We start from the raw sequence: 18,009 nt of genomic DNA on the forward strand, positions 1-18,009 counted from the left end.
TACATTCCTCCCAAGCTATCTTTTTAATCTTCTAAAATTAAATACAGCATCTGCAAATCCTATTATTGATATAAAACTAGATACGGGCAGTAGTACAATCAGCAGAAGAATATAAATAGTCTTTGCACTTTTATTTAGCTTAGCATGTTTAAAGAAATATCCTATCACTGCTATCCCTTGCAAGAAGAATAAAAGTATAAAAATAGCAGCCATATTTAAAACTAAGGTTTCATAATAAGGATAATTAAAATATCCAGAAACCAAAGTAAGCAGATAAATAATCAGCACACCAAGAGATATATTCCCTGGCATAGAAAATTCTGTGATGCTCGCCACATGGTTTTTATCACCAGTTCTTCGTATTATAAGAGCTGACATATAATAGTTCAAAAACGACATAATGAGCGTAGAGCCAATTATTATAGAAGGGAAAAACAGCTTAACTGAGCTAAGGATTTCTTCTACATTAGGTTTTTTTACATTCGGAATTTCTTTTATAATCTCATATTGAAGATTGAGAGATTCTCTAAGTATTGCAAGTATGCTGTCTAAAATATCTATACTGAGAAATAACGAAAGCACTTGCATAAAAACTACTGTAGTAAAGGTCATAGCTAGAAATCCATAAAATACACTCTCAAAAGCAGGACGCTTTTCTCTCATAAAAAAGCCTATGCATACCCCTGGAATGAGAAATACTAAAAGAGCAGAAAAAGCAGTTATGGGGTGAATAAAAAATCCTAAAATAACTGTCGTTGTAACTGCGCTTAATAATCCATAATACATTTTGTTTCTGTAGGTAGTTATAATTACAGGCACAGATGTAAATAGCGATAGAAACGATAAAAACGGCACATAAGTACCTATTAATATGAATATTACTCCTATCACGGTAAGTAATGAGGACTCTATAAGACTTTTCCTATTAAAATCTATATTTTTTTTCTTTGGTTTTGGTTCTTGCAACAGCATCAGCTCCTAAAGTAGTCTATCAAGATATTATACCATAAACCAGATAGAGTAAAAATAGTTCTAAAATCTAGAGGATATATGAGTTGTTAGCTGATGAAATTTTTATCTTTGCGTATAAATCTATTCTTCAAGTCTAATGATTTATTCTGATACTACCTAATAAAGCTCATAGCAACCTTTTTCTCTTGGTCTGGCTTCAATTCTTTAGCCTCTTTTGTATCCATTAATTTCATCATATATGCCATGTTTTTACCAAGTATTCTCATAATTTGCATTCCTTCTTCATCTTGAAGAGCATCACCAGGTTTGCTTCCATGTATTACATTCCAGTAGTTAGATGAAGGAACCATCATCTCAGCATAGTTTAAGTAGTTGTTAAGCTGGTTAAATGCAGGAACTCCTCCAGAGCGTCTAACTGCAACTACACTTGCTCCCACCTTATGTCTTAACAGGTTTCCATTTGCACTAGACACATAAAATGCTCTATCTAAAAACGATTTCATAGTACCTGCAACAGCAGAAAAGTATACTGGTGAACCTAGTATTACTCCATCTGCTTCTTTCATTAGCTGAATATAGCTGTTTACTTCATCGTCTTTCATTATACACTGCTCATCTTTTGATTTATAGCAAGCACCACATGCCATACATCCTCTTATAGCTTTATTTCCAACATGAACGATTTCTACTTCTATCCCTTGGCTTTCAAGTTCATCTGCTACAAGCTTTATAGCATGATAAGTATTACCTTCTTTTTTAGGGCTACCATTAAATGCTACTACTTTCATTTTTCTGCCTCCTTTAATAATTAAATTATAATTAGAAAAAAACCCAAATCTCTCAGATTTGGGTTTGGTATTTAGTCTACAACATATGGTAAAAGAGCGATATTTCTTGATCTTTTTATAGCTAAAGTAAGTTTTCTTTGAGCTTTAGCTGATGTACCAGTAATTCTTCTTGGAAGAATCTTACCTCTTTCAGAGATATATTTCTTTAGTAGATTTACATCTTTGTAGTCTATCATATTTATTTTTTTACCCGCGAACGGATCAACTTTTTTTCTTCTTCTTCTTGCATTTCCTTTTTGCATAGCCATCTTTTTTCCCTCCTTCTTTAAGGTAATAAAACTGGCTTAAAATGGTACGTCATCATCATCCAGAGCACGGAATCCATCTGAATCTAAACCCTCAGGTTCAAAAACATTGTCATTTTGATTGCTAGAAGCACTTCTAAAAGATGAATTACTCGTTCTCTCACTTTTGTCGCCCCATTCCAGTATCTGAACATTCTCGGCAACAATCTCAGTGATATACCTTTTTTCGCCTTCCTTTGTATCATAGGTTCTATTTTGGATAGAGCCTTTTACAGCAGCTAGTCTTCCCTTAGCAAGATAGTTGGCACAGTATTCAGCGCTTTTTCCCCATACTACTATGTTAAAAAAGTCTGTCTGTTTTTGACCATCTTTACCAGTAAAAGCTCTGTCTACCGCAATGGAAAAGGTGGTGAGAGCATTTCCTGTTGAAGGAATGTATCTTAATTCCGGATCCCTTGTGAGTCTTCCTATAAGTATTACACTGTTCATCAATATCCCACCTTACTTTGTATCGTTATTATTTTTCGTCAAGCTTTACGATCATGTGACGAATTGCGTTATCCATAATCTTTAGGTTTCTATCGATTTCTTTAGGAACTTCAGTAGTTGACTTGAAGTTGATAAGAACATAGTAACCCTCTGTAAGTTTTTCGATTTCATAGGCTAACTTTCTAGTTCCCCATGTATCTACTTTTACTACCTCTCCGCTAGACTCGATGATGCCTTTAACTTTGTCAAGGACAGCAGTTTTAGCTTCTTCTTCTAGGTTTGGTCTAAGAACATAGATTAATTCATAATTTCTCATTACATTTCACCTCCCTTTGGACTGTACGGCTCTAACGTTAGAGCAGAAAGATGAGACAAGTATTAAATCTCATACTAATCTATAATATCAGCTTTCATAGCAAAAAGCAATTTTTTTGAACTTAAGCAGATTATTTTTTTGCTTCATCCTTGCTTATATGTTTTTTGAGTCTTCTCTCAAGCTCAGCTCTTTCTATCCAAAGCTGCTTGTCACACGTGAAACACTTTATGCGAAAATCCATGCCAATACGCATGATTTCAAAGGTGTTACCTCCACAAGGATGGTTTTTCTTAAGCTCTACAACATCTCCAATTTCAAATTTTATAGGCATGAAAATCTTCCTCTCTTTAGATAAAAGGCTACCTACTTCGGATAATGCACTACTACACTTAAATCCGGCATTATTTCGAATATACCCTTTACATCTATATTATATTTTTCCATAACTTCTATTACCTTGTCCATAAGAGTCCCGTTAAACTTTATAGATATCCCACAGCTCTTGTCTATTTGTCTTGGAGTAGGAATTACCATTATTTTTATATCAGCTTTTTTTAGCATCTGCTCAGCAAACATAGCGTGGTGAGTTGATGCAAAACTTATTACATACATAATCTAAACCGCCAATCTATTTGGATTTTGCTTTAAGGCTTCTACTATGTCATACATGTTAGCTACTCTTCCAACAGCTAAATTGCCCTTTATATTGTAAAAATCTAGGCAGGTTCCACAAGATAATATTTCTACGCCCTCTGCTTCCATTTTTTTAAGGTTTTCAATAGCTTCTTCATTTTCTGCTGTTAGCTTAACTCCGCTGTTAATAAAAAGCATCTTTTTAGGATAAGGCTTTGTTTCACTAAGAGTATATATAAAGCCTTTCATAAGAATCTTTCCTAGCTCTTCATCTCCACTTCCAAGCAGATTTGAGCCTATAAGTACTACCTCATTTTGAGCTTCTATTTTAATTTCTTCTAATTCTTGCTCGTTTGATTGACGAGTAGAACCTTCTTTTGTTTTTATAAAAGTGATTTTGAATAGATTTTCTTCTTCCTTTAGCTCCACAGCCATCTCAAGTGAAGCTGCTAGCTTCAGTAAGTTTTCTTTAGCTGTTTTATTGTCAACTGTAACCTCTAAAGCTCCCTTTTCTATGCCTTCTAGCTCTTGCTTGGTTTTTATGACAGGCATAGGACAAGCCATTTTTTCACAGTTTAATTTTTTAATCTCCATAATCTCGTTCTCCTTTTAATATACTCTAAATATAAAAAATGGTTAACATATCTCATTGATAAGCTTTTCATGTTAGCTTCAAGCTATGAATTTCTAGCATTAGCTTAATATCTAAAGCTTGGTAAATATATCAAAGATAAAGTTATACGAGTAGAAATATTTTAAAAGCCTCGTATTTGTGAGTAGCTCATGAATCTCACTGCCCATCTGCTTTTGAATTATAGGGTCTATTAAGGCTACCAAAATCATAATATAAAGTATGGATTTAAATAACCCAAAGACTAGACCTAAATTTTTATCTATCCATTTTAGAGATTTTTTATTAAAAAAGCTATGAAGGGTATAGAAAACTATATTTATGAGTATAGACACTACTATAAACAAGCTAACTGCCAAAACCTTAGGGTCCAAATCCAAAGCTTGATACCAAAATACAGAAATTATTTTAGTAATCAGCTCATGCATTATTAGCTGATACCTCTCATAGAATACACTTGTGATTATTTCATCTGCAAAGTTGATGTAAATAAATCTAGTTAAAATTATACTCACAATAAATCTTATGCTTAAAAACAAGGACTTAGAAAAGCCTGCACTATAGCCTCTTATTATATGGTAGGTCATAAATACAAGTATTGCTATATCTATTTTACTTATCATTGTTATTCCACCTTTAAAAATCTAATGCTGTCCCTAAAAACAAGTGCTATTTTATTTTCAAGTGGAACTACGCTTATTATGTCTTTTGGCATTTCAATTTCTTTATCCTCGAGAATGACAGCATTTTTAGATGCAATTAGCATCTTATCCTTGTATTTTCCCAGATATATTATATCATCTTTATAATTTTGTTCTTTTATAATGTTTCCGCTATAATCTATTTCCAGAACTCTATTTTTTGAATCTAGAGTCCACATACTGAGCTCTCCTATGTACATTTCAAAGAAATTTGCATCTGAATGTACCTTGTAGAGCTCTTTAAAATCTCTATTCATAACTTCTATATTATTTATATCCATAAGAATTATCTTATCCTTGAGAAAACCTATATCTATGAAGATGTTGTCTTTTATATCTGTTGCCATAACTGCTTCAAGCTTTTGATTATAATAGAAGATACTGTTTTTTAAATTGTCTTCGTCTCTGAGAAGACCACTGACCATAAAGCCCCCAGTTGTCTTATCTTCCGATACTTTATTTATTGTGGTTTTCGGATAAGTTATTTCTTTTACAAATTCACAGTTTTTATTAAATACAAGAAGTCCATCAGCCTTTATATCAGTAGTAAACTTGAGAATAAATCTTCCATCAGAAAAAACATCTATGCCAGATATTTGCTTGTCCACCTCAGCTTGGCCTACTATTTCGCCATTTTTATCTATCTGGTATACCTTTCTTTGTACCTTATCTAAAAGATATATAAAATCATCTGATGAGCTGATGCTAAAATTATCACTTCTGATAGTTGCTTCAAACTCTTGCTTTTTGTTTTCACTGTATCTAATTAAGCTTTTACCGTCATAAGTAATTAAGGAATTTCCAAACCTTCCTATGTACATACTTGGTCTATACTCAATTTTTATTTCCTCAGATATATTTTTATCTGCTGGAAATAGATAAGGCTTTATATAGTTTTTAATAGTGTAAGGATTGATTATCAATAATATCAAAACCACTATTATCGATATAATCGTCTTTTTCAATTTACTACCTCCGTAAAAAAAAGAAAACTAGAAAGCTAGTTTTCAATAAGTCCTATTTCTCTAAACAGGTCTATGCCTTTGGAATAAAAACCAATTTCTTGGTCCCTACAGCGTCCTTGATAAATTTTAGCTATATCAAAATAGGTATTGGCAAGCTCTTTTTTGTTGCCTGATTTTTTTAGCATCTCAGCACATTTATTTAAGCTTTCAGTCGCTTCATCTATATCCCCTGCTTGATAAAGCAAATTAGCATATTTTCTCATTACTAAAGGCTCCATTTTTCTATTTTGGTCCTTTGAAGAAAGGTAAAGGGCTTCTCTTATATACTCAAGCGCTCCTTCAAAATTTTCTTCCTTGCAAAGAAGCTCGCAGTATAGCATCAATATCTCGATATACTGAGTATCCTTAAACTGTCTTTTGAGGATATAAGCCTCCTCTATATGCTCTTTTGCAGAAGAATAGCTCTTGAGATTCAAGTATACCTTTGCTAGTAACATCTGAGATTTAGCTTTCTCAGATGTTTTATTTTCCTTTTCAAAGCATTTGATTGCCATGTGAAAATATTTTTGAGCATTATCGTATTGGAAATTCTGAAGATAGCTGTTTCCCATTATAAAAAAGCCATTTCCTCTATTGTGAAGGTCTCCTACTTTCTCAGCTATAGTATCAGCTTTATGAGCATACTCAATCGCTTCTTTGTTTTGGTTATTTTTCATATATGCATAAGATAGATTGATGTATATGCTTTTTTCTAAATCTATATCTCCTATTTCCAGCTCTGGAATCATTGCTTCAGCTTGATGAAGCATGTTGGTTGCTGGCACATAAAAATCTTCTAAAATATAAAGCTTTCCAAGCTCGAGATAGCTTTTTATTATGCCCTTAGGGTCTTCATTTTTAATATATAAAACCAAAGCTTTTTCCATCATTGATGTAGCTTTTTTGTATTCCTTTTCAACTAAATAAACAAGTCCATATATGAAATTTGCTTTTGCACATTCATGAGAAATATCATATGAAGTGCATAGATTCAAAATCTTGGAAAGTTCGCGTTTAGCCTCTTGATATTTTTCCGTTTTAAATAATACCTCTGATTTAAGTATGATGCTAGACGCTATCTTTTTTGCTTGAGCTTCCTTGCTCTCAAGAAAATAATCGATAGGTGTTTCTAGTTTTTCTGAAAAATACTCTAAAAGGTCCTGACTAGGATAAGACTTATCTCTTTCTATATGGCTTATTTGCGCCGCTGTAATACGATTTCCAGCTAGCTCCTTCAAGGTAAGATTTTTCTCCTTGCGCAGCTTTTTTATCTTTTGTCCCAAGCTCAATATTTCCATAAATATCCCCCATTGCTTTTTTAAAGACAACTAATCCCTTTTCTAGTCTATAATAATATATAATTTATGATTAGAGAAGTTTTTTGTATATTTATTTACAAATTTTATTCTTTATAAAATATTTATAATCTGACCGATGATTTTTATAAATTCATCTACCTCAGAAATCGTATTAAAATATGAAAAGCTAACTCTTACTACTCCCTGAGCTGTAGTTCCTAGAGTTTCATGAGCTAAAGCCGCACAGTGAAGCCCACTTCTTACCTCTATATCAAACTCACTGTCCAAAATATATGAGATATCTGTAGATTGAATATTGTCTATATTAAATGAAACTACTGCGCATCTTTTAGCAGGATCTTCTGGTCCGTATATTTTTACATTTTTGTACTGCTTTAGTCCTTGTATTAAATGGCCTGTAAGCTCTTGTTCATGCTTTCTAATTTTTTCCATTCCTACTTCTTGGATAAATCTTACGCCCTCTAATAGTCCTGCAATACCTACTGCGTTTGCAGTTCCTGATTCAAGGTGGTCAGGCATAAGATTCGGATGAATTAGGCTTTCTGAGTTACTCCCTGTTCCCCCCTCCATAAGAGGTGTAAGCGAGATGTCTTCTCTTACATAAATAAACCCTGTACCCATAGGTCCATATAGACCCTTATGTCCTGGAGCACACAGCATAGCGATATTCATTTGCTGTACGTCTATATCAAACACTCCTGCACTTTGAGCACAATCCACTAAAAGAGGTACCTTATGAGCTCTGCATATGTCTCCGATTCTTTTAAGGTCATTTACAGTACCAGTTACATTAGAAGCATGAGTTATTGCTACTAATCCAGTTTTTTCATTAAATGCCTTTTCAAATTCATCTAAATCTAAAAATCCATTTTCATCACATTTTACAAAGGTATGAGTTACTCCTTTAGCTTCAAGAGCTACGATAGGTCTAGACACGGAATTATGCTCCATTGCTGTAGATATTATGTGCATGCCTTTTTTTGCATAGCCTTTGATGCCTATGTTTATTGATTCTGTAGCATTTTTTGTAAATACAATGTTCATAGGGTTGTCGATGTTCATAAGCTGAGCAATTTCATGTCTTGCCTCAAAAATAGTTCTTCCAGCATCTAAAGCCATCTTATGTCCAGATCTTCCTGGATTTGCAGCTTTAGTTTTCATAAATTCGACCATTTTATTTATTACTGAGTCCGGTTTTGGAAATGTAGTAGCTCCATTATCAAAATAAATCATATAAGATTCTCCTTTATTCTAGTGAAAATAGTTTTTCCACCAATTCGTTTAGCTGGTCTTTGTTATAATACTCTATTGTGAGGGTTCCCTTTGCCTGAGTTCCTTTTAAACTGACCTTTGTTTGCAGTATATCTGTCAACTTATCCATAGCTTCTTTTATATGGACATCCTCAGAGCTTTTTTTGTAAGGCTTTGACTTTCTTACCTGCTCTTCTGTCTGCCTGACGGAAAGCCCCTCATTTATAATCTTTTGAGTTAGAGCTTGCCTTTTTTTCTCATCAGCTATTCCAAGCAAAGTTTTTGCATGGCCTTCACTTATAGCCCTAGTTTCTAGCTGACTAGTTGTAAACTCATCGAGGTTCAAAAGCCTAAGTCTATTTGCTATGTAGGATCTGCTTTTTGCAAGTATGCTAGCCATATCAGATTGACTAAGCTTAGATTCTTTCATAAAGGTGTGTATAGCTTTGGCCTCTTCTATAGGGTTTAAATTCTCTCTTTGAAGGTTTTCAATGAGAGCAATTTCTCTCGTGTTCGATTTGTCTTTAACTATACAAGGAAGATTATGAAGGTTTGCAAGCTTTGCGGCTTGATATCTTCTTTCTCCTGCTATAATCGCATAGCCATCTTCAGCTTTGCTTACTATTATAGGCTGAAGTATTCCATATTTTTTTATAGAAGTAGCAAGCTCATCAAGAGTATTTTTATCAAAGCTTTTTCTAGGCTGGTCTTTTCTAGGATATATTTCCTTTATAGGTATGTTTTCTAGTTTTATAGCTATCACCTCAATTATAGGCTTGGATTAAATGAAATATAATTTAGTAAAGCTCTTTTATATCAAAGGCTCCTTTGAAGGCTTGCCTGCTTTTCTAGGGTAATTTTTAGGAGTGTTTGATATCTTTTTGATAACCAGTATATTGTGGTTTAAGTCAGTATATGGAATATCTATCTCCTTGATATACTCAAGGCTACAGCCTAAAACAGCTAGAGCTTTTTTTGCCTGCTCTACTTCTGATTTTGCAGCTGGACCCTTCTGGCAAATAAAATATCCTCCCTTTTTCAAAAAAGGACTACAGTATTCTAATAGTACTGGTAAAGAAGCAACTGCTCTTGATAGTACTATGTCATACTGCTCTCTATATTTAGGATTAGAGCCTGCATCCTCAGCTCTGCTATGAAGATACTCAGCATTGTCAAGGCCTACTCTAGCTCCTACTTCTTTTAAAAAGTTAATTCTTTTGTTTAAAGAATCAAGCATAGTCATCTTTATATCAGGTCTCATTATTTTTATAGGTATGGAAGGAAAGCCAGCTCCAGTTCCTACATCAATAGCCTTTAATCCTACAGTCTTTAGCTCGTCTACTAAAAGACAAGACAAAGAGTCTAGAAAATGCTTAGTATAGATTTCCTCTGGATCTTCTATTGCTGTAAGATTCATGACTTTGTTATATTCCAAAAGTGTGTCCATATATATTTTAAAATTATTTTGCTGATTTTCAGTTATATCAATGTTCCAAGAGCTTAGCCCCTGGGATAGTATTTTATCAAGCTCCATATTATTACTACTCCTCATCCTTTTCTTTACTTTTTGCCTTTTGAGTCTGCATATATATCAAAAGAACTGAGATATCTGCTGGAGAAACCCCTGATATACGAGATGCCTGTCCTATATTAAACGGTTTGATTTCATTGAGCTTTTGTCTAGCTTCTATTCTAAGCCCACTTATAGTTTCATAGTCGAGAGTTTCAGGAAGCTTCTTTTTCTCAAGCTTTTTGAAGCTTTCTACTTGGTCTAGCTGCTTCTTTATATAGCCTTCGTATTTTACTGTAATTTCACACTGCTCTATTACTTGAGATGACAGCTCTTTATTGCCTTTCTCCAGCTTATCAAGCACAGTGTAATTTACCTCTGTTCTTTTCAAAAATTCATATAGTGGCAAGGTTCTGCTAAGTGGAGATGCTCCCATTTCCTCAAGCAGAGGATTTGCTTCATCAGGCTTAACTTTTTCTATTTTTAGTCTTTTTAGCTCAGCATCTATTTGAGTTTTCTTAGTAATGAACTTTTCATAGCGTTCATCTGTAACAAGCCCAACTTCCCTTCCTTTTTCTGTAAGTCTAAGGTCTGCATTGTCCTGTCTTAATAATAGCCTGTACTCAGCTCTTGAAGTCATTATTCTATATGGCTCATTAGTTCCTTTAGTAACTAAATCATCAATCAAAACACCTATATAGCTCTCTGATCTATCTAAAATAAAAGGCTCTTCATCTTTAATATGTCTTACTGCATTTATCCCAGCTATAAGTCCCTGAGAAGCTGCTTCCTCATAGCCTGAGGTTCCATTAAACTGGCCTGCACTAAATAAACCTGAAACATCTTTAATTTCGAGGCTAGGCTTTAGATGAAGAGGATCTATGCAGTCGTATTCTATAGCATAGGCTGGTCGCATTAGTTTTGCATTTTCAAGACCTTTAACTGTGTGGTACATCTCAAGCTGAACCTCATATGCAAGAGAAGAGGAAAAGCCCTGAATATAGTATTCTTTGGTATTAAGTCCCTCTGGCTCTACAAAGAACTGATGAGTTTCCTTATCCTTAAATCTAACCACCTTATCCTCTATAGATGGGCAGTAACGTGGTCCCTTGCTGTCCATATCTCCTCTATAAAGAGCTGAACGGCCAAGGTTGTTTAATATGATTTCATGAGTCTTTGGAGTGGTTCTAGTAAGATAGCATACCACTTGGTTTTCTCCTATATAGTCATTCATAAATGAAAATGGAACTATTTTTTCATCTCCATGCTGAACTTCCATTTTAGAAAAATCAATAGAATCAGCATGAACTCTGGCAGGAGTTCCAGTTTTAAAGCGTCTAAGTGGAAGCCCTAACTTTTCAAGAGATTCGGTTAATCCATCTGCTGAGTTAAGTCCAATAGGACCAGAAGAATAATTTACCTCTCCTATGTAAACCTTCGATTTTAGATATACCCCTGTAGCTAGTATCACTGCTTTAGCTTCATACATAGCTCTTAGCTTAGTAAGCACTCCTGTGACCTTTTTATCTTCATCGTGAAGTATTTCTATTACTTCATCCATAACTATATCTAAATTAGGTGTGTTCTCAAGAGTTTTTTTCATCTCCATATGATACATATTTTTGTCATTTTGAGCTCTAAGCGAATGAACAGCTGGTCCTTTTGCTGTGTTTAGCATTCTGCTTTGAATAAAGGTTTTATCAGTATTTAATCCCATTTCTCCGCCTAGGGCATCTATTTCTCTAACCAAATGGCCTTTACCTGTGCCTCCTATAGACGGATTGCATGGTAAAAAAGCTATAGCATCTAAAGATAAGGTCACTACAAGCGTCTTCATTCCTAATCTTGCACTAGCTAGTGCAGCCTCACAGCCTGCATGTCCAGCTCCTACAACTACTACATCATATGTTCCTGCTTTAAAATTCATACCTTAATGTTTCCTCCTAAATTTCTAACTCTATAAGTAAACTATATATCATCTATTAAGCTAGTTAATTTCTATTCTTTTCAGCAATTTATTATAACATATTTTAGAAAAATATAATTTAACACTTGCTTTTTTTTTAAAACGTTGTATACTTGTATTAAGTAAGTAATACAGTAATACACAAGGAGGTCTATACCGTGCCATGGGAATTTGATAATAGTAAGCCCATTTACACTCAAATAGAAGAGGAAATAAAGAAAAAAATAATATCAGGTGCATTAAAAGGGGGAGACAAAATGCAATCTGTAAGAGATTTGGCTCAAGAAGCTGGAGTAAATCCAAATACTATGCAAAAAGCCTTGATGGAAATAGAAAAACAAGGTCTAATTATCACAGAAAGAACAAGTGGACGATTCGTAACGTCTGACAGCGAAAAAATTCAAAGACTAAAAGACTCATTTTTCGAGTTAAAAATAAAAAGTCTAATCAGTGAATTTGTAGAGCTAGGATGTTCAAAACAGGATTTGTATGCACTTATAGAAAAACATTTTGATGGGGTGAAAAAAGATGACAAATAATTATTTGCTTGAGTTTAGCAATATAACAAAAAAATACGGCTCAAAGGTCGCACTGGATAATGTAAGCTTCAATCTAGAGCCTGGAAAAATAATTGGACTTCTAGGTCCAAATGGAAGTGGAAAATCTACTATATTAAAGCTAGTAAACGGACTACTTCAGCCTACAGAGGGTGAAATAAAAATAATGGGAAATCCTCCAGGGATAATGTCAAAATCCATAATTTCATATCTTCCAGAGAGAACTTATCTAAATGAATGGATGAAAATATCTGACTTGATAAACTTTTTTGCAGATTTCTATATAGATTTTGATATAAACAAAGCAAACGAGATGGTTATAGCTCTAAAGCTAGACCCAAATCACAAACTAAAAACCCTTTCTAAAGGCAACAAGGAGAAGGTTCAGCTTATTCTGGTAATGTCTAGAAAGGCTAAGCTATATCTTCTAGATGAACCAATAGGAGGAGTAGATCCAGCAACTAGAGATTTTATACTAGACACTATAATTTCTAACTATCTGTCAGATGCTACACTTATGATATCTACTCATTTGATAAGCGATATAGAGAGGATATTTGACGAAGTAATCCTTATAAATCAAGGAACAATCTACAAGCATGACAGCGTAGATAATATACGTCAGCAGACAGGAAAGTCTGTAGATCAGTTATTTAGGGAGGTATTTAAATGTTAAGCAAACTTCTAAAATATGAATTTAAATCAACATCTAGAATATTTCTGCCTATATATGCAGCTATATTGATATTATCTATTCTTACTTCATTAAAAACTACAAATCCTGGCTCAGAAGATTTGCTTAGTGTGCTGTTCCCAACTATACTAGGACTTACTTTTACAGGTCTTTTGATAATGACCCTTATAATGGTAGTCAAGCGCTTTGATACAAATCTACTTTCTGATGAAGGTTACCTTATGTTTACCTTGCCTGTAAAAATAACTGACTTAATCAATTCTAAGCTTGCTTTATCAGTTTTCTGGGCAGTTACAAGCACTATTTTATTTGGCCTATCTATGACTATAATATTTTTTAGAGATATAGAATTTGCAAGGATGTTTGATGAGATTAGCAAAGTATTTTCTCAAGTTCCAAATGCAGGAATTTTAACTATTTTATTTATCGCTATCATGCTGCTTGTCTATATCAATTTACTTCTTAAAATATATACTTCGCTTAGCATAGCTCAAGCATTTTCAATAACAGGAAATAGAATATTTGGCGGAGTACTTGTTTTTATTGGAATAGAAATAGGGCTAAATGTAATTCAAACTATGATTATGTTCATTGCCTCTAAAAGCCAGTGGCTAGAAAACTATTTTGAAAAGCTTTCTATTATGATGTCTAGTCCAAACTGGGAATATCTTTATCCTCACTACCCAGTCATCTTTTTAAGCATAATCACAGTGATACTTTTATTAGTAAATACTGCATTTTACTACGCTACACATTATTTCCTAAAGAATAAATTAAATCTTGAATAAAAAACATACCAAAAATTATTAAAACTCTCCTTATAAACTCAGTCATTAGCTGAAATTTATAAGGAGAGTTTTATATTATTATTACTTACCTATACAAAATTCTCTAAATATCGTATCTAATAAATCCTCTGATACTGTGTCCCCTGTGATGTGTCCTAGCTCATTCCAAGCATTTTTAAAATCTGTCTCTGCTATATCAAGAGGTATGTTATCAGCAAGTGCTGTAAGTGCATCGCTGCAAGCTTCAAATGCACGCTCTAATGCCATTTTATGCCTAGCATTCGTTACCATAATGTCATTTTGAGTCTTTAGACTGCCTTCTAGCACCATGTTTTCAATTTCCTTTTCAAGCAAATCTATGCCCTTTTTTTCTAGAGCAGATATTCTTATGATTGGCTTGCCTTTAGCATAATTGTGAATCTCATCATCTGTAACCATGCTAGGAAGGTCTGTTTTATTTACTAAGATAATAGCTTTTTTATCCCCTAGCAAGGATAGTATATCTTGATCCTGATTACTTAAATGTCTTGAAGAATCTAGCATCATTATAACTAAATCAGCAGATTCAAAGGATTCCTTAGATTTTTGAACCCCAATTTTTTCAACTAGGTCATCAGTTTCTCTTATACCCGCTGTATCTACTATTTTTAGAGGAATTCCTCCTATATTTACATACTCTTCTATTATATCCCTTGTAGTTCCCTCTATTTCCGTTACTATCGCTCTAGATTCCTTTAATATAGCGTTTAGAAGTGAAGATTTTCCTACATTCGGCTTGCCTACTATTACAGTTTTTAAGCCATCTCTTAATATTTTTCCTGTCTCAAATGACGCTATTAAGCCCTTTATAGAAGTCATAACCTCTCTTAAATCCACTGATAGCTCTTCGTAGGTCACCTCTGGCTCATCTTCTTCTGGAAAATCTATAGCAACTGTAATCTTTGCCAAATCCATAGTCAGCTTATCTCTTATTTGCTTGATTGAAGCTGATAGATTACCTTCTAGATGCTTTTGTGCTATATCAAAGCTAGCATTTGTCTTAGCATTTATGATATCGATTATGGCCTCAGCCTGAGATAAATCTATTCTTCCATTTAAAAATGCTCTTTTAGTAAACTCTCCTCTATCTGCTAGCCTTGCTCCATTTCGAATAACTGCTTCAAGTATTTTTCTTACAGATATATATCCTCCATGGCAGTTTATCTCAACTACGTCTTCTCTTGTGAAGGTATGAGGTTTTTTCATATATGAAATTAATACCTCATCTATTACTTTATCTTGGTCGTATACATGACCATAAACAAGCTTTCTAACTTGCATAGATAAATCTGTGTTTCCTTTTATAGGTTTAAATATTTTATTTGCAATATCTAAAGCCTTAGGTCCACTAAGCCTTACTATACCTATTCCGGCTTCTCCTGGAGCTGTAGCTACAGCTGCAATAGTATCATCTATAAACATAAATTCTCCCTCTTTTTCTCAAACAAGAACCCTGTATATCAAATCAACTTGGCAGAAATCTTGTTGTATTCACAATAATATAAAGCCCCTGGTATTAGACAGGGGCATGAGTACTAGCGTTTTACTGCTATAACTACTTTTCTGTAAGGTTCTTCGCCTTCGCTATAAGTAGTTACATAAGTATCAGATTGTAAAGCTGAGTGAACTATTCTTCTCTCGTACGGATTCATAGGCTCAAGCTTAATATTTTTTCTTTGCTTTGCAGCAGTTCTAGCCATTTTATTAGCATATCTAACAAGAGATTCTTCTCTTTTAGAGCGATAATCCTCAATATCGAGCATTATTTTTACATACTCGCCAGGAGTTTTGTTAACTGCTAAGCTAAGAATCATCTGAAGAGCATCTAGCGACTCCCCTCTTCTACCTATAAGCTGTCCTGCACTATCACCTATAACGCTTACTTTAGCTGAATCAGAGTTCATATCGATTTTTATATCCGCTTCGATATTCATAACTTCAAACAATCCATTTAAAAAGCTTAGAATTCTAGTTTCTACAGTATCTTTTACTATAACAGTCGCTTTAATTTTAAAATCCTTTGATCCTAAAAATCCAAATAAACCTTTACTGCCTTCTTCTAAAACTTCAATTTCTAAATCTTCTACAGGCGTTCCTAGTTGGTCTACAGCTTTTTGAATTGCTTCTTCTTTAGTTTTTCCAATTATTTCTACGAATTTCATCTTACGATGCCTCCTTAGCCTTTGAAGGTTTTGATAAAATATACTGCTGTACTATTTGGAATATATTACCCGCTACCCAGTAAAGAAGTAATCCTGCTGGAAAACTAATTCCCCAAAATAACATCATTATAGGGAACATGTAAAGCATCATAGTCTGAGTAGGGTCTTTTTTGCCTCCCTTTGGAGACATCATTGCTGATTGAATGTAAGTAGTTATTGCCGCTAAAATAGGTAAGATAAATGGTATAGATATACCACCAAGTAAAATTACATCTGGACTTGCAAGGTTATTAACCCATAAAAATCCTGTATCAGCTATCTTATAAGCAGCTTCTGTTCCAAAAACATACTTAACTGGCTCTCTAAGAGCGTTAAAAAGTCCTATGATTATTGGAAATTGAATTAAAAGAGGTAAACATCCTGCAAGAGGATTGACTTTATGTTCCTTATATAGCTCCATTATTTTTTGGTTTTGCTTATCTGGATCATTTTGATACTTCTTTTTAATCTCATCCATTTTAGGCTGAATGAGCTGCATAGATTTCATTGATTTAGTCTGTGTAAGTGTAAGAGGAAGTAGCAGTAGTTTTACCACTACAGTGAAAACAATAATAGAAATAGCATAATCACCTATTACATTGTAAATAAGCTCTAGCAAAGATCCAAACAAATACGATAGTTGAGACAAAATTTTTACCTCCCGAGATTAATAAAATATATTACTTCAAAGGGTCATATCCACCTTCATGGAAAGGATGACACTTTAATATTCTTCTTAATGATAAATAGCTACCTTTTATAGGTCCATATTTTTTAATTGCTTCTATAGAATAAGCTGAACATGTCGGATAAAATCTACAGGTGGGTCCCTTTAGTGGAGAAATAAATTTTTGATAAAATCTTATAATGAGAATTAATATCCTAGATATAAAATCTTTCATTTTATAATACACCTGATTTTCTAAATAAATACCGAACAGATTTACCTATTTCTTTATAATCCGATTCTGAGCTTGGAATTCTTCCAATAAATATTATATCATATCCATCCTTTAAGTCAGGGATATCTTTTAGATTTTCTTTTATTAATCTTCTAATTCTATTTCTAGTTACAGCCTTGCCTACTTTTTTAGATATAGAATAACCTACCCTAGTGTAACCCAAATCATTTTTTATAAAGTAAAAAACTAAGGTTTTAGTAGCAAGGGACTTACCTTTTCTATATATGTTTTTAAAATCGGAATCTTTTCTAAGTCTAAGATGATTCATAATGCCCCCACTAACCTAGATATATTCATAATAAACAAAAAGGCCACCTTATAAAGCGGCCTAAGTCTCTTATGCAGTCAATCTTTTTCTACCTTTTGCTCTTCTTCTTCTAAGTACGTTTCTTCCTGTAGAAGTTTTCATTCTTTTTCTGAAGCCGTGCTCTTTACTTCTTTGTCTCTTCTTTGGTTGGTAAGTTCTTTTACTCATAATTACACCCCTTTCTACATTTTATAAAACCGCTATCTATGTAGAGGTTTCCCTAAAATACGCACATCATAACAAATATTATAATTCTCTCTAATGTACTTGTCAATGAAATTTTGTAAGTATCTAAGACTATTCAATGTGTATAAGTAAAAACTGTCAAAAAAACCTGTGGATAAATTTAGGTATTTCTATTGAAGTTTTTAGCTGCTTTTGTTATATTAGTTTTACTTGTTGATAACTTTTTGAAGAATTATAAACTTATACACAGGTTGTGGATTAAATTGTGAATAAGTTTTAAAATTATTTTATAAAATATTCATCAAAGCATAGAAATTATTATTATAATACCATGTATATTATTTTATCCACAAGATGTTTATTATTTGTGTATTTAATAATTATTTTTTT

At 33.4% G+C, this 18,009-nt stretch carries 24 protein-coding genes; 3 read left to right on the forward strand and 21 right to left on the reverse strand.

Annotation, left to right across the window (positions count from 1 at the left end; translation table 11 throughout):
* Window positions 1–15 precede the first annotated feature (15 nt).
* The 15 genes from CLOST_RS13005 to mnmG form a co-directional block, all read right to left on the reverse strand.
* A complete protein-coding gene (locus CLOST_RS13005; RefSeq protein ID WP_013362773.1) occupies window positions 16–966 on the reverse strand; it encodes a YybS family protein in 951 nt (316 codons plus the stop codon).
* Between the two features lie 158 nt (window positions 967–1,124).
* On the reverse strand, window positions 1,125–1,760 hold the full coding sequence (locus CLOST_RS13010) for a flavodoxin family protein (RefSeq protein ID WP_013362774.1): 636 nt from the start codon (window positions 1,758–1,760) through the stop codon (window positions 1,125–1,127).
* 71 nt (window positions 1,761–1,831) lie between these two features.
* Window positions 1,832–2,068: a 30S ribosomal protein S18 gene (gene rpsR, locus CLOST_RS13015; protein WP_013362775.1), complete on the reverse strand. Its 237-nt coding sequence runs from the start codon at window positions 2,066–2,068 to the stop codon at window positions 1,832–1,834.
* Window positions 2,069–2,104: 36 nt separating this feature from the next.
* Window positions 2,105–2,554: a single-stranded DNA-binding protein gene (locus tag CLOST_RS13020; protein WP_013362776.1), complete on the reverse strand. Its 450-nt coding sequence runs from the start codon at window positions 2,552–2,554 to the stop codon at window positions 2,105–2,107.
* Window positions 2,555–2,582: 28 nt separating this feature from the next.
* Window positions 2,583–2,870, reverse strand: a complete 288-nt coding sequence (gene rpsF / locus CLOST_RS13025; protein ID WP_013362777.1) for a 30S ribosomal protein S6 — start codon at window positions 2,868–2,870, stop codon at window positions 2,583–2,585.
* Between the two features lie 130 nt (window positions 2,871–3,000).
* Window positions 3,001–3,201 (reverse strand): DUF951 domain-containing protein, encoded by a 201-nt coding sequence (locus CLOST_RS13030; RefSeq protein ID WP_013362778.1) that lies wholly within the window; start codon window positions 3,199–3,201, stop codon window positions 3,001–3,003.
* A 32-nt stretch (window positions 3,202–3,233) separates the two neighbouring features.
* Window positions 3,234–3,482, reverse strand: a complete 249-nt coding sequence (locus tag CLOST_RS13035; protein WP_013362779.1) for a putative Se/S carrier protein — start codon at window positions 3,480–3,482, stop codon at window positions 3,234–3,236.
* A 3-nt stretch (window positions 3,483–3,485) separates the two neighbouring features.
* The gene (gene yedF / locus CLOST_RS13040; protein WP_013362780.1) at window positions 3,486–4,097 is read right to left on the reverse strand and encodes a sulfurtransferase-like selenium metabolism protein YedF; all 612 of its coding nucleotides are present in this window, start codon (window positions 4,095–4,097) and stop codon (window positions 3,486–3,488) included.
* A gap of 111 nt (window positions 4,098–4,208) precedes the next feature.
* Window positions 4,209–4,757, reverse strand: a complete 549-nt coding sequence (locus CLOST_RS13045; RefSeq protein WP_013362781.1) for a CvpA family protein — start codon at window positions 4,755–4,757, stop codon at window positions 4,209–4,211.
* Window positions 4,758–4,759: 2 nt separating this feature from the next.
* Complete coding sequence (locus CLOST_RS13050) at window positions 4,760–5,800, reverse strand: DUF5711 family protein (RefSeq protein ID WP_013362782.1); 1,041 nt, start codon at window positions 5,798–5,800, stop codon at window positions 4,760–4,762.
* Between the two features lie 35 nt (window positions 5,801–5,835).
* Window positions 5,836–7,137: a helix-turn-helix domain-containing protein gene (locus CLOST_RS13055; protein WP_013362783.1), complete on the reverse strand. Its 1,302-nt coding sequence runs from the start codon at window positions 7,135–7,137 to the stop codon at window positions 5,836–5,838.
* Between the two features lie 111 nt (window positions 7,138–7,248).
* Window positions 7,249–8,391 carry an aminotransferase class V-fold PLP-dependent enzyme gene (locus CLOST_RS13060; protein ID WP_013362784.1) on the reverse strand — a complete coding sequence of 381 codons (1,143 nt, stop codon included), beginning with the start codon at window positions 8,389–8,391 and terminating at the stop codon, window positions 7,249–7,251.
* A gap of 13 nt (window positions 8,392–8,404) precedes the next feature.
* Window positions 8,405–9,172 (reverse strand): ParB/RepB/Spo0J family partition protein, encoded by a 768-nt coding sequence (locus tag CLOST_RS13065; RefSeq protein ID WP_013362785.1) that lies wholly within the window; start codon window positions 9,170–9,172, stop codon window positions 8,405–8,407.
* Between the two features lie 48 nt (window positions 9,173–9,220).
* Complete coding sequence (gene rsmG, locus CLOST_RS13070; protein ID WP_013362786.1) at window positions 9,221–9,943, reverse strand: 16S rRNA (guanine(527)-N(7))-methyltransferase RsmG; 723 nt, start codon at window positions 9,941–9,943, stop codon at window positions 9,221–9,223.
* Between the two features lie 7 nt (window positions 9,944–9,950).
* On the reverse strand, window positions 9,951–11,846 hold the full coding sequence (gene mnmG / locus CLOST_RS13075) for a tRNA uridine-5-carboxymethylaminomethyl(34) synthesis enzyme MnmG (RefSeq protein WP_013362787.1): 1,896 nt from the start codon (window positions 11,844–11,846) through the stop codon (window positions 9,951–9,953).
* Window positions 11,847–12,043: 197 nt separating this feature from the next.
* On the opposite strand from mnmG, the gene CLOST_RS13080 reads away from it, so the two are divergent.
* The 3 genes from CLOST_RS13080 to CLOST_RS13090 are packed head-to-tail and all read left to right on the forward strand — an operon-like array spanning window position 12,044 to window position 13,924.
* Window positions 12,044–12,424, forward strand: coding sequence for a GntR family transcriptional regulator (locus tag CLOST_RS13080; RefSeq protein WP_013362788.1), 381 nt, complete (start codon window positions 12,044–12,046; stop codon window positions 12,422–12,424).
* Window positions 12,414–13,118, forward strand: coding sequence for an ABC transporter ATP-binding protein (locus CLOST_RS13085; RefSeq protein ID WP_041487236.1), 705 nt, complete (start codon window positions 12,414–12,416; stop codon window positions 13,116–13,118). Before CLOST_RS13080 ends, CLOST_RS13085 begins: the two co-directional genes overlap by 11 nt.
* Window positions 13,112–13,924, forward strand: a complete 813-nt coding sequence (locus tag CLOST_RS13090) for a hypothetical protein (RefSeq protein WP_013362790.1) — start codon at window positions 13,112–13,114, stop codon at window positions 13,922–13,924. Before CLOST_RS13085 ends, CLOST_RS13090 begins: the two co-directional genes overlap by 7 nt.
* Window positions 13,925–14,005: 81 nt before the next feature.
* Here CLOST_RS13090 and mnmE read toward each other — a convergent pair whose 3' ends face one another.
* From mnmE to rpmH, 6 genes are all read right to left on the reverse strand, one after another.
* Complete coding sequence (gene mnmE, locus CLOST_RS13095) at window positions 14,006–15,385, reverse strand: tRNA uridine-5-carboxymethylaminomethyl(34) synthesis GTPase MnmE (protein WP_013362791.1); 1,380 nt, start codon at window positions 15,383–15,385, stop codon at window positions 14,006–14,008.
* A 113-nt stretch (window positions 15,386–15,498) separates the two neighbouring features.
* Complete coding sequence (jag, locus tag CLOST_RS13100) at window positions 15,499–16,125, reverse strand: RNA-binding cell elongation regulator Jag/EloR (RefSeq protein ID WP_013362792.1); 627 nt, start codon at window positions 16,123–16,125, stop codon at window positions 15,499–15,501.
* A 1-nt stretch (window position 16,126) separates the two neighbouring features.
* Window positions 16,127–16,813, reverse strand: a complete 687-nt coding sequence (locus tag CLOST_RS13105) for a YidC/Oxa1 family membrane protein insertase (RefSeq protein ID WP_013362793.1) — start codon at window positions 16,811–16,813, stop codon at window positions 16,127–16,129.
* A 31-nt stretch (window positions 16,814–16,844) separates the two neighbouring features.
* Window positions 16,845–17,066 (reverse strand): membrane protein insertion efficiency factor YidD, encoded by a 222-nt coding sequence (gene yidD / locus CLOST_RS13110; RefSeq protein ID WP_013362794.1) that lies wholly within the window; start codon window positions 17,064–17,066, stop codon window positions 16,845–16,847.
* A 1-nt stretch (window position 17,067) separates the two neighbouring features.
* A complete protein-coding gene (gene rnpA, locus CLOST_RS13115) occupies window positions 17,068–17,394 on the reverse strand; it encodes a ribonuclease P protein component (RefSeq protein WP_013362795.1) in 327 nt (108 codons plus the stop codon).
* A gap of 69 nt (window positions 17,395–17,463) precedes the next feature.
* Entirely contained in the window at window positions 17,464–17,601 is a 138-nt protein-coding gene (gene rpmH, locus CLOST_RS13120; protein WP_013362796.1) for a 50S ribosomal protein L34, read from the reverse strand.
* Between the last annotated feature and the right edge of the window lie 408 nt (window positions 17,602–18,009).

This window comes from Acetoanaerobium sticklandii (assembly GCF_000196455.1).
In the GTDB taxonomy this organism is placed as follows: Bacteria; Bacillota; Clostridia; order Peptostreptococcales; family Filifactoraceae; genus Acetoanaerobium; species Acetoanaerobium sticklandii.